General features: G+C 42.0%; 13 protein-coding genes. 11 read left to right on the top strand and 2 right to left on the bottom strand.

The window, feature by feature from the left end; all coding sequences use genetic code 11:
- Positions 1-327 precede the first annotated feature (327 nt).
- From AAGA18_10615 to AAGA18_10600, 4 genes are all read left to right on the top strand, one after another.
- Positions 328-453, top strand: a complete 126-nt coding sequence (locus tag AAGA18_10615; GenBank protein ID MEM9445791.1) for a hypothetical protein — start codon at positions 328-330, stop codon at positions 451-453.
- 48 nt (positions 454-501) lie between these two features.
- A complete protein-coding gene (locus tag AAGA18_10610) occupies positions 502-651 on the top strand; it encodes a hypothetical protein (GenBank protein ID MEM9445790.1) in 150 nt (49 codons plus the stop codon).
- Complete coding sequence (locus AAGA18_10605; protein ID MEM9445789.1) at positions 621-962, top strand: IS110 family transposase; 342 nt, start codon at positions 621-623, stop codon at positions 960-962. Before AAGA18_10610 ends, AAGA18_10605 begins: the two co-directional genes overlap by 31 nt.
- A 264-nt stretch (positions 963-1,226) precedes the next feature.
- Positions 1,227-1,433 carry a hypothetical protein gene (locus tag AAGA18_10600; protein MEM9445788.1) on the top strand — a complete coding sequence of 69 codons (207 nt, stop codon included), beginning with the start codon at positions 1,227-1,229 and terminating at the stop codon, positions 1,431-1,433.
- A 153-nt stretch (positions 1,434-1,586) separates the two neighbouring features.
- On the opposite strand, the gene AAGA18_10595 is transcribed toward AAGA18_10600, so the two are convergent.
- The gene (locus AAGA18_10595; GenBank protein MEM9445787.1) at positions 1,587-2,375 is read right to left on the bottom strand and encodes a hypothetical protein; all 789 of its coding nucleotides are present in this window, start codon (positions 2,373-2,375) and stop codon (positions 1,587-1,589) included.
- A gap of 564 nt (positions 2,376-2,939) precedes the next feature.
- Here AAGA18_10595 and AAGA18_10590 point away from each other — a divergent pair.
- Positions 2,940-3,506, top strand: a complete 567-nt coding sequence (locus AAGA18_10590; GenBank protein MEM9445786.1) for an MSMEG_0567/Sll0786 family nitrogen starvation N-acetyltransferase — start codon at positions 2,940-2,942, stop codon at positions 3,504-3,506.
- Positions 3,507-3,541: 35 nt separating this feature from the next.
- Complete coding sequence (locus AAGA18_10585; GenBank protein MEM9445785.1) at positions 3,542-4,477, top strand: sll0787 family AIR synthase-like protein; 936 nt, start codon at positions 3,542-3,544, stop codon at positions 4,475-4,477.
- A gap of 7 nt (positions 4,478-4,484) precedes the next feature.
- Here AAGA18_10585 and AAGA18_10580 read toward each other — a convergent pair whose 3' ends face one another.
- Positions 4,485-5,555, bottom strand: coding sequence for a LacI family DNA-binding transcriptional regulator (locus AAGA18_10580; GenBank protein ID MEM9445784.1), 1,071 nt, complete (start codon positions 5,553-5,555; stop codon positions 4,485-4,487).
- 272 nt (positions 5,556-5,827) lie between these two features.
- Between AAGA18_10580 and AAGA18_10575 the strand changes: the two genes are divergently transcribed.
- From AAGA18_10575 to AAGA18_10555, 5 genes are read left to right on the top strand one after another with little or no spacing between them, the layout of a single operon-like run.
- Positions 5,828-6,310, top strand: a complete 483-nt coding sequence (locus tag AAGA18_10575; GenBank protein MEM9445783.1) for an MSMEG_0572/Sll0783 family nitrogen starvation response protein — start codon at positions 5,828-5,830, stop codon at positions 6,308-6,310.
- 1 nt (position 6,311) lies between these two features.
- Positions 6,312-7,313, top strand: a complete 1,002-nt coding sequence (locus tag AAGA18_10570) for a Nit6803 family nitrilase (protein MEM9445782.1) — start codon at positions 6,312-6,314, stop codon at positions 7,311-7,313.
- Positions 7,258-8,436 carry an MSMEG_0568 family radical SAM protein gene (locus tag AAGA18_10565; GenBank protein ID MEM9445781.1) on the top strand — a complete coding sequence of 393 codons (1,179 nt, stop codon included), beginning with the start codon at positions 7,258-7,260 and terminating at the stop codon, positions 8,434-8,436. Before AAGA18_10570 ends, AAGA18_10565 begins: the two co-directional genes overlap by 56 nt.
- 6 nt (positions 8,437-8,442) lie before the next feature.
- The gene (locus AAGA18_10560) at positions 8,443-8,718 is read left to right on the top strand and encodes an MSMEG_0570 family nitrogen starvation response protein (GenBank protein ID MEM9445780.1); all 276 of its coding nucleotides are present in this window, start codon (positions 8,443-8,445) and stop codon (positions 8,716-8,718) included.
- 14 nt (positions 8,719-8,732) lie between these two features.
- On the top strand, positions 8,733-9,980 hold the full coding sequence (locus AAGA18_10555; protein MEM9445779.1) for an MSMEG_0569 family flavin-dependent oxidoreductase: 1,248 nt from the start codon (positions 8,733-8,735) through the stop codon (positions 9,978-9,980).
- Positions 9,981-9,990: the final 10 nt, after the last annotated feature.

Below are 9,990 nucleotides of genomic sequence, written 5' to 3'. Positions count from 1 at the left end.
GAAGCTCTATACCGGAATTGACCATCATAAGGGCTATAGCGTGTGATACACAGTAGATGAAAAAGGCAATTGCATCCGAGAAGGACGAATCAATAATCATACTATAGAAGAACTAGTCAATGATTTTGAAGATCTTCAAGAACCTGGAGAAGTCGTATGAGAAGGCTGTTGGAGCTGGACTAAGCTCTATGATCGATTAGAAGCCATAGGCAGGTTTGATAGGATAGTTCTGGCCCATCCTTATAAGACTCGATTGATAGCTGATGCTCAAATAAAGACAGATCGACCAGACGCCAAAGGCTGGCAACCTTACTGCGAGGAAATCTTGTGGCTACAGCACATATACCATCTCAAGAAGCCAGAGAACAAAAAGAGTTGCTTAGACAACGTCTTTATTGGGTGAAGTTAGGAACGGGGATACGCAATCGCATCCATGGCCTACTCGATAAGTAAGAGAATCTTCAATTGCCTCAATGTTCTGATATTTTTGGGGTAAAGGCGATGAAAGCTATTAAGCAAATGGAGTTGCCTGAATTAGAAGGGATGATCCTGCGTCAAGATATAGAGCTCTTAGAAGTTCTTCAAAAGCAGATTAAAGAACAAGAAAAGAAAATGGTGATGTGCAATTGCTTCTTAGTACTCCAGGATTAGGAAGAATATTAGCCTCAGTGGTTGCTGCAGAAATAGAGGATATAGAACGATTTCCTAATAGTGCCAAGCTATGTGCTTATGCTGGACTGGTTGCTACAACTAAAGCATCTGTTGGTCAAGTATATCATGGGAAGATGCTTCAGGGATGTAATAAGTGGATGCGTTGGGCCATGATTGAAGCAGCCTGGGTAGCAGTTGGCTGTGATAGTTATTTGGGATCTCTTTATAGGCACCATAGAGAACGAGGTAAAAAGGCCAATACTGCCATTAGCATAGTTGCACGTAGGATGTGTCAGATTATTTGGAATTGATTAAAAGAACAAAGAAGTTATGAAGCAAAGACTTTCTCCGGCAGCTCTGAATACGGTCTGACGGCCTACAAGAAGATAAGATCCTCTTAAAGGAGCCTCTTGGGTCAGGATAGAGAGCCGGAGATCTGATTATACCATGTGTTGCATAGTGAAACTAAGAGAAGTGTGATTACGGATCTTTAAACTGACATAACCAAAAACAATTTAACAATTTGAAGGTTGACTCAAACTTTCAGAGAAGACCATGATGAATATGATGATAGGATGATACTAATTGTATGTAAGTCTCTTTTCGCTGGAATGGAGGACTTAGTTGTGGAGGGTGTTCGAATAGATGAACGAGAGCCTGGTATTGGGTATGGTAGTCGATTAACAGTACACAAAGACTGCCGTAAACTGCTCAGTATTAGCACTGGCGTTTCCATCGGGAACTGCCAACCCAATTACCGAAGGCTTGGAGCACATAGTTGATTTTATCTTGTGGCTTGATTTTGTTCTGTCTTTAGCTATCGAACTCTGGCACTAATCCACTAAATCATTAAGTAGTTCTTTTTGTATTTGATTTAGTTTTTCTTTGAACGGAACGTGGCTGATGAGGAGGGAACCCTCACTCGATTCCAACTATTAACGCGAGAAGCCCGTCTTGCCTCTAGGGCCCCTAGTCTTGCCCAATATAAATACCTTAAAATGATTCCTGGTATCACTACCCTTTGTAGCAAAAGGACTTATATTAATTTTTTCAGTATTAGCAATAGCAATTGAATCGTTCGTGGCCCAAAAGTAACCTTCATAACTCGGATTAGATGGTACTTCATAGTTTTGAATAGACACATATCCAGAATAAAACTTTAGGTTATACAATGTTTTGCCAAACTTTGGAAAAGGGATTTCATAGCTTGTCAACCAACCAAGTTCTCCATCCACTAGGACTACAGGAGCAAAGGAGAACTGTGAGGTAGGTTTGAAAACCCGAGAGACCTTGGCTCCGTAGACCACTTCATTGTCATTTTCATCAATTTGTCGATCCAAGGTAAATTTGAAGTGATAATTTCGAGGAAGTCCTTTAAAATTATAAAGCATGTACGTATCTATTTGACTAGCTGGTATTTGAGTATCATTTAAATCCAGAGTGATATACATCGAAGCATCAGTGGGATCCGGAGCTGGCTCTATTTGTAAAAATCGCCCATGTTCCATTGAGTAGATAACCACCGTTCTCACAACTGCTCTTTTGCCTACATCAGGGAAATCTTTTTGGTTTAGTAATGAAACTGTATCCGCATGTGCTGCATTTAAAAAAACTAGCACGCTAAGTAATCTTATAATGCTAGCTGCACGCCGTTTGAGCTGGCAAATAAAGTGTGAATTCCAAAACATCGATTCGTCTGATTTTGATATCAGTAGTGTTTTCATATGATATTATATCCTTTCGTCGTTTTTGTTTAACTATCAACAAAGTAAGCACAACATCAAAATTTATGTGGGTAGTCAAGCACCTATTTTACTTATAAGATACATACACCGTATAGAGGATGCTCTGCTTGGTTTCATTGAAGGTAATTGTTTTTGATTAACATTAGTATAGCTTTGAACTGAGGCTTTGGTAGTAAGCATTTCTTCTGTAGCTTCATCTAGTCATTTAAATTTTTTCATGCTGATGGGCTAATGCCTTCCAATTGTTGGCAAGCAAACAAAGTGCTTTTCAATTCCGCTATTATGCAAGAAACTATTTAAAATAGATCTCAGCACTAAAAATGATTTCCTTTGGAGTAATTGCTTTTACTTGTCCAACTGTGGCTAGGGTCTTTCATAGTGAGGGCTAAAATAGGATTCAGGCAATTATTTACTGAAGCATGCTATGGAGCCAAGTGTTGTTGTGGCGATGGGGGCGACCGTTATTCTTAGATATTTATTCCCAAGTTTGCTAGGTAACATGAGCCTACTGACCCATGGCATAAATTTTGCTGAGTTAGAATCATGCTTTTTGAAACTGTGAAAAAATATGCTCCACCTGATTTTATTTTCAAAATAGCACAAACCCATGAAGATTTAGAGGGCTTTTGGGCACTCAGGCGGCAGGTCTTTTGTAAAGAGCAGGAGATTTTTCATGAGTCAGACCATGATGAATATGATGATAAGATGATACCAATTGTATGTAAGTCTCTTTTGGCTGGAATGGAGGACTTAGTTGTAGGGGTTGTTCGGATAGATGAACGAGAGCCTGGGATTTGGTATGGTAGTCGTTTAGCAGTGCACAAAGACTACCGTAAACTGCTCAGTATTAGCAGTGGAGTTTCCATCAGGAACTGCCAACCCAATTACCGAGGGCTTGGAGCGTTGGGCGCTGGACTGATTTATAAAGCTGTTTCAACGGCAAATCGCATTGGCTGCAAACGCTTTTTTGCCACGGTTCAGCACCAAAACGAAAAATTTTTTCGGCGCTTTCATTGGCGGACGATTGATAATGTAGACTTCCGAGGGATTCGTCATGCATATATGGAGGCCGATCTTAATTATTACCAGCCAGCGGAATTCATATTCTAGGTAAGAATTCCATCCTATCATTACCTCGCAAAAAAATGGATATTAAACAGATAGCTACTGCTTTGTCTAAGAGTCCAGCTGTTTTGGAAAAGTCTCAAATCCGCTCCGCTTACCAACCTGCTGAAAAGGTTTCTGGATCGATTTTTTTGGGGGATGATGCAGCGGCTATTCCCTATCATGATCAGTGGCTTCTTTTTGCTGGTGAGGCTATGTTACCTAGTTTTATACGAAAGGATCCTTGGTTTGCAGGATACTCAGCTGTCATGGTCAATATAAGTGATATTGCTTCTATGGGGGGACGTGCTATCGCGATTATTGACTTACTCTGGAAATCAAATGAGAGTCAAGCAGGGGCATTATGGGAAGGAATGCAAGAAGCCTCAAAAAAATACCAAGTGCCTATTGTTGGAGGCCATACGTCATCGCTGGAGCATGAAACACTGTTAGGCGCTAGTATTATTGGAGAAGCAAAAAAATTGCTAACTAGCTTTGATGCGAAAGCTGGAGACGAATTACTCTTAGCAGTAGACATGAGAGCATCTTACAGAGGGGATGATCCTTTTTGGAATGCCAGTGTAGAGGCTGACTCAGAACGTCTGCGTGGTGATCTAGAACTGTTACCCCTTTTAGCGGAAGCAGGTTTATGTCATGCGGCAAAAGACATTAGCAATGCAGGTATCTTCGGAACTCTGATGATGTTTCTAGAATGTTCACAGATTGGTGCAAGTGTGTGCCTCGATAAATTATTTCGACCAAATGATGGAGATTTCATTCGTTGGTTAACGGCCTTTCCCAGTTTTGGATTTTTATTAGCGATTGAAGCTAGCAAAGTCTCTGATGTTGTTTCTTTATTCCATCAGCGAGATATAGCTTGTGCCTCCGTAGGAATGTTTCACACCATAAAAGAGCTCAATTTAATTCAAGGTAATGAGCAATTGACCCTTTGGAGAGACGGTCAATTGGTTTCATAAGGAGTTATTATTTTTCAAGAAGAGCTTCTTCCTTGTCTTGCTTGAGTTGTGTCAGAGTAGGCCCATGATGCCACCTGCCCTTAATGAGAACGTCATTTGTATTGGTATCTTCGCCGGATAAATTGAGTTGTAGTTTTTTAACGACGAGATCAACAGATGCAGCGCCTACTAAATTCATTCGGCCATCAATTCCTGCAGCCATACCCATTTCATCCGCATTTCGGTAGAGATAGGCTAAGCCAATATCTTCAGGAACACGCAAACCCATTTCGTTTAGGTAGTGTCGAACCGGAAACTTGTAAACTAATATAACATCAGGTTTTTCGTGGCTCATCCATTTCTTGAAATCCGAGCCAGAAGAACTTCCGTTGGGTATAAACGGGCAACATCTTTTTTCTTCTTTTTGATAGCGCAGTCGCTGCCAGTCGAGAAATGCTGCAGACCAGGCATGGTCAGAAACGGCATTATTAAATTCTGGAACAACTAACCCAGGCTTTCTATAGCCATATTTCCAGAGTTCTTCTAGGGCCAAACGGACATTGTAAAATCCATAGAAATTGGCTCGGTCGACTTGTATATGGCCAAAATAAGTGCTCAAACCTGCCAAGACGAATTTTTCTGATGAAATTTGAAACTGAGTGTTTGCTTCACGGGAAAACCCTAGCAACACCCCTCTGATTCCCCGAGCAAGTAGTGTTTGTTCTAATCTTTTTGGGTCATAATGGTAGTCTTTTAAATCAAATATTGAGATAGTGTAGCCTAGTTCTGAGGCCCTTTTAAGGATTCCATTATAAGCCCAGATGCAAACATCCTTTTCACGCCACTTTTGTGAACCCCGGTAATCTGTTATTAAAGCAATGGTTCCTATTTCTCCAGAGCCCCCGCGCTTTTTCCGAGTGGCCATGAGCGCGCTTACCATGGGGTTTGGTCGATACTGTAACTGATTGGCCTTTTCTATGACACGTTTCCGGGTTTTTTCTGAAATGCGAAGATCATTTTTTAAGGCTCGCGATACAGTAGAAGAAGAGAGTTCTAATACATTAGCGAGATCTTGCATGGTAATTTTAGTCGCATTCATCTATGCAACGATAAGCATAACATGTGCCTAACAAATAGGGTTTGAAACCAATGATAAGACTGTTCGATTTTAATCACAATTGATCATAATTCACTGCACATTGGCTAAAAATAGACCATAAGTAGCTTGCTCACCATGCAAAGGAATCCTTTTTTTAATAATGCAACGATATGCATCAATGTGGAGGTCTCCTTGAGTTAGCTTGGCCTAAAAAGTGCCTCTTCTTGTATGGCAACTAAAAAAATTAACATATAAATAGAAAGGTCAAGCATATGCCTAAAGTAGAAAAAGAAATGAACAAAGCGGGGGATTTTCTCGTTGATTACGAGGAAAAAGTATTTCCAGATATCAAAGCAGATGAGGGGGAGAAGGCGCTTGTTACTTTTCACACGGTCGCCTTTGAAGGATCTATCTCCATTGTAAATACCTTATCGGCCACGAGATTGCAACGCAAGGGGTATGAAACTTCTATCTTATTATATGGACCCGGCGTTACTATGGGTTTTCAAAGGGGCTTTCCGACACTGGGAGATGAAGCTTTTCCCGGACATCTATTTGTCAACCAGCGTCTAGAGAAGTTTATGGAAGAGGGTGGCAAAGTCTATGGGTGTCGCTTTTCTACTCAGGCACTATATGGACAAACAGAGAAAGCTTTTATTCCAGGCATCATACCGATTAATCCACTAGATGTTTTAGATATCATTTTGATGCATAAGAAAGCGAACGCCGTGATTATGGATTCATGGACTGTGTAGCATGAATAAAGTCATTGCAGCAGCGATCCAAATAGCGCCAGATTTAGAGAGTAGTCATCGCACGGTGGATCGCATGGAGGAGACCCTGGCAGAAGCTTCTAGCCAGGGTGCCAATCTTGCAGTATTTCCAGAGACTTCAGTTCCTTACTATCCCTACTTTTCTTTTACCGATCCGCCCCTAGCGATAGGTCCAAATCACTTAGGTTTATACAAGGAAGCGGTTGAAGTACCTGGCCCGATTACCGAGCGACTTAGTAAACTGGCAGCTCGTTTATCAATGATTTTGGTAGTGGGTGTGAATGAGCGAGATCATGGAACTCTTTACAATGCTCAACTTATTTTCGATGAAGAGGGAAAATTGGTGTTTCATCGGCGAAAGATTACCCCCTCCTATCATGAGCGTATGATTTGGGGACAAGGTGATGGAAGTGGTTTACGCGCGGTAGATACCCATCTCGGACGGATAGGAGCGTTAGCCTGCTGGGAGCATTACAATCCATTAGCGCGCTATGTTTTGATGACCGAGCATGAGCAGATTCACTGTTCACAATTCCCTGGTTCTATGGTGGGACAAACGTTTGCTGATCAAATACAAGTCACCATCAGACATCATGCTTTAGAGTCAGGGTGTTTTGTGGTCAATGCAACGGGGTGGCTAACAGATGAGCAGCGAGAAAAGATTGCGCCGGATCCAAAAGTACGTCAGGCCCTAACAGGTGGATGTTTTACAGCAATTGTTTCACCAGAGGGTAAGCTTTTGGGGGAGCCTATTACTTCTGGAGAAGGCATTTGTATAGCGGAGCTTGATTTTGATCTCATTACCAAGCGTAAGCGAATGCTAGATAGTGTAGGACATTATGCTCGCCCGGATCTTTTTTCATTCTCAGTTGACCGTAGCTCTCGCAGTTATGCCCAAAAAATTCATTCAACCAAGGAAGAAAATGGTGATGAAGAATTCATTTCACACGGCTTTGTTGAGTCAGAAGCAAATTCTGTTGTCTGATTTGCAATCATTTGGATTGTGCATTGAGCAAGGCACAGATGACAATATGCTTCGTCTAGGTGGTGCTGGGCCAACTGACCACCGGGCAATTACTGTTTTAGGAAGCACAGTAATGGTACGAATTATTCGATCTGATGTAAAAAACCAAATCAAGACGCCGTTTATTGCTCGTCGCAAGAGTGACTTTGAAAATTCTATGATGTTATTCAAAGAGCAGGAAGAATTAGCACCGTTAGAATTTCCCCCTGCTCCAAGATTTTATTCTAAAAAAACCGAGGAGGGTATTCCTTACTGGAAAATTGCTCGACTGCATTCCAATAATGTTTTAGCCACCACGGTTATGCAGACCTGTATTCGTTATGGGAATCGAAAGACGAAGTGTCAATTTTGTGCCATCGGTGAATCTCTGAAACATCAAACAACTATTGCTCGTAAGTCTCCTGAGCAATTGGCAGAAGTAGCATTAGCTGCGCAACAGTTGGATGGTGTCAGTAATGTTGTTATGACTACGGGAACGCCAGTTACCAGTGACCGTGGAGCAGCTATTTTAGTGGAATGCGCAAGGGCTATTAAGCGAGCAACAGGGTTGCCTATTCAAGTGCAGTGTGAACCTCCTGATGATTTTATGTGGTTCAGGTTGTTAAAAGATGCAGGAGTCGATTCGCTTGGTATGCATCTAGAGGCTTGGGATCAAAGCGTGCGCGAGCATATTATGCCTGGTAAATCAGAGGTCTCGGTAGGAACTTATTTGCGTGCTTTTAAGAAAGCAGTTGAGGTGTTCGGGCGCGGGGAAGTCAGCACTTATTTATTAGCTGGATTAGGAGATACCAAAGAAGGGCTTTTGCTAGGATGTCGCAAACTTGTTGACTTAGGCGTTTACCCATTTGTCGTACCATTTGTGCCGGTTGGGGGAACACAATTCGCAGATTGTTTTTCACCCTCACCAGCTTTCATGCGATCTATTTTAGAGCCTCTAGCGGCGATGCTGACAGAAGCTAAAATGACATCAGATTCCCTTAAGGCTGGATGCGCAAAGTGCGCTGCGTGCTCGACACTCTCTCTATTTGAACAAACCAAACGAACATCTTTGAAAGAAAAACCAGCGGTATTAAGTTGCAACTAAATCATTATGCCTGAAACACCATTTACAATTGAGTTCCCCGACGGTAGACAAGAAATTTGTTATTCACCTTCAAGTGTAGTAAAGAGTTTTTTTACAAAAGGACATTCCTATACAGCAGAAGAATTTGGGTCTCTAGCAGAAGATGCCCTAACGGAGGCCTCTTTGAGAGTAGAAGCGAAATTTGGTTTTTCTTGCGGCGCAGCTTCTTCTCAGCTGGTTAAGATCAAAACATGGCTAGCGGAGTTGCCAAATGACTCAAAAATCAAAGTTCTTCATATTTAAATAATCGAAAATACATGGAAAATAAAGAGTTAGATGTTGCAATTATTGGAGGAGGACAAGCAGGTCTTTCTATGAGTCACTGTCTTATGAGTCGTGGATTGAACAACCATCTCATTTTTGAAAGGAATCAATTAGGCCATAGTTGGAGAAATGAACGTTGGGATTCTTTTTGTCTGGTAACCCCAAATTTTCAGTGTCGATTACCCGGCTATGATTACGACGGTACGGACCCCAATGGCTTCATGTTAAAAAATGAAATCGTGGCATTTATCGAGCGTTACGCAAAAAGTTTTAACCCCCCGCTAATGGAAGGCGTAACGGTGAACTCTGTTTTGCTCAGGAAAGCTGGTTTTACAGTGGAGACTTCATCAGGTTCATGGAATACCCAGCAGGTTGTGATTGCTACGGGAGCATACCATCGCCCAAGAAAGCTCCCAGGCAGCCAAAAAATTCCGGGCTCGATCATGCAGATTCATTCTGCGGAGTATAAAAATCCTAAACAAATCCCTGACGGAGAAGTGATTGTGGTTGGGTCAGCGCAGTCAGGCTGCCAAATCGCCGAGGATCTACATCTGGAAGGTCGAAAAGTTCATCTTTGTCTTGGGAGTGCTCCTCGTTCTCCCAGATTTTACAGGGGGCGAGATGTCGTCGATTGGTTTGAGGAGATGGGGCATTATGATAAACCAATCCACGAGTTTGAAAATCCGGAGGAAGTAAGGCATGAAACCAACCACTACCTAACAGGTAGGGATGGAGGACGTGAAATGGATCTTCGCCAATTTGCGCTAGAGGGCATGAGTCTGTATGGTTTTTTAGAAAGTATCGATGCTAGTGGATTCAATGTCAGACCGGATGTGAATGAAAAACTAGACTTAGCAGATGAAACCTATGTCCGTCTTCGCAACATCATAGATAAGTATATCTTAAATCAAGGTTTAGAGATTCCGAGCGAAGAGCCCTACATTCCTGTGTGGAAGCCCAATGTGGAGCAAACTCGCTTGAATTTTGCAGATCAAAGGATTTCAGCAATCATTTGGGCAATAGGCTTTGCACCTGAATTTGGTTTCGTTAAGGCCCCGGTTTTTGATAATAAAGGGTATCCTTGTTGTGTGCGAGGGGTTACAGATTGCCCAGGTCTTTATTTTCTTGGCTTGCCTTGGCTGTATACTTGGGGTTCGGGAAGATTTGCTGGGGTTGCTAGAGATGCTGATTATCTAGCAGAAAAAATAGCCCTAAGAGAACCTATTCATGCTCCAATCTGAGCTTAAGTAG

Source organism: Verrucomicrobiota bacterium (assembly GCA_039192515.1).
In the GTDB taxonomy this organism is placed as follows: domain Bacteria; phylum Verrucomicrobiota; class Verrucomicrobiia; order Methylacidiphilales; family JBCCWR01; genus JBCCWR01.
Note: the sequence above shows the minus strand (reverse complement) of the source record. Positions and strands in the feature narration are given on the sequence as shown.

What these genes read in the sequence shown, in the direction of transcription:
- AAGA18_10575 (MEM9445783.1), top strand. Translation starts at nt 5,828, where the DNA reads ATGCCTAAAGTAGAAAAAGAAATGAACAAAGCGGGGGATTTTCTCGTT.
- AAGA18_10600 (MEM9445788.1), top strand. Translation starts at nt 1,227, where the DNA reads ATGATACTAATTGTATGTAAGTCTCTTTTCGCTGGAATGGAGGACTTA.
- AAGA18_10560 (MEM9445780.1), top strand. Translation starts at nt 8,443, where the DNA reads ATGCCTGAAACACCATTTACAATTGAGTTCCCCGACGGTAGACAAGAA.
- AAGA18_10580 (MEM9445784.1), bottom strand. Translation starts at nt 5,555, where the DNA reads ATGAATGCGACTAAAATTACCATGCAAGATCTCGCTAATGTATTAGAA.
- AAGA18_10585 (MEM9445785.1), top strand. Translation starts at nt 3,542, where the DNA reads ATGGATATTAAACAGATAGCTACTGCTTTGTCTAAGAGTCCAGCTGTT.
- AAGA18_10610 (MEM9445790.1), top strand. Translation starts at nt 502, where the DNA reads ATGAAAGCTATTAAGCAAATGGAGTTGCCTGAATTAGAAGGGATGATC.
- AAGA18_10590 (MEM9445786.1), top strand. Translation starts at nt 2,940, where the DNA reads ATGCTTTTTGAAACTGTGAAAAAATATGCTCCACCTGATTTTATTTTC.
- AAGA18_10555 (MEM9445779.1), top strand. Translation starts at nt 8,733, where the DNA reads ATGGAAAATAAAGAGTTAGATGTTGCAATTATTGGAGGAGGACAAGCA.
- AAGA18_10595 (MEM9445787.1), bottom strand. Translation starts at nt 2,375, where the DNA reads ATGAAAACACTACTGATATCAAAATCAGACGAATCGATGTTTTGGAAT.
- AAGA18_10565 (MEM9445781.1), top strand. Translation starts at nt 7,258, where the DNA reads ATGAAGAATTCATTTCACACGGCTTTGTTGAGTCAGAAGCAAATTCTG.
- AAGA18_10570 (MEM9445782.1), top strand. Translation starts at nt 6,312, where the DNA reads ATGAATAAAGTCATTGCAGCAGCGATCCAAATAGCGCCAGATTTAGAG.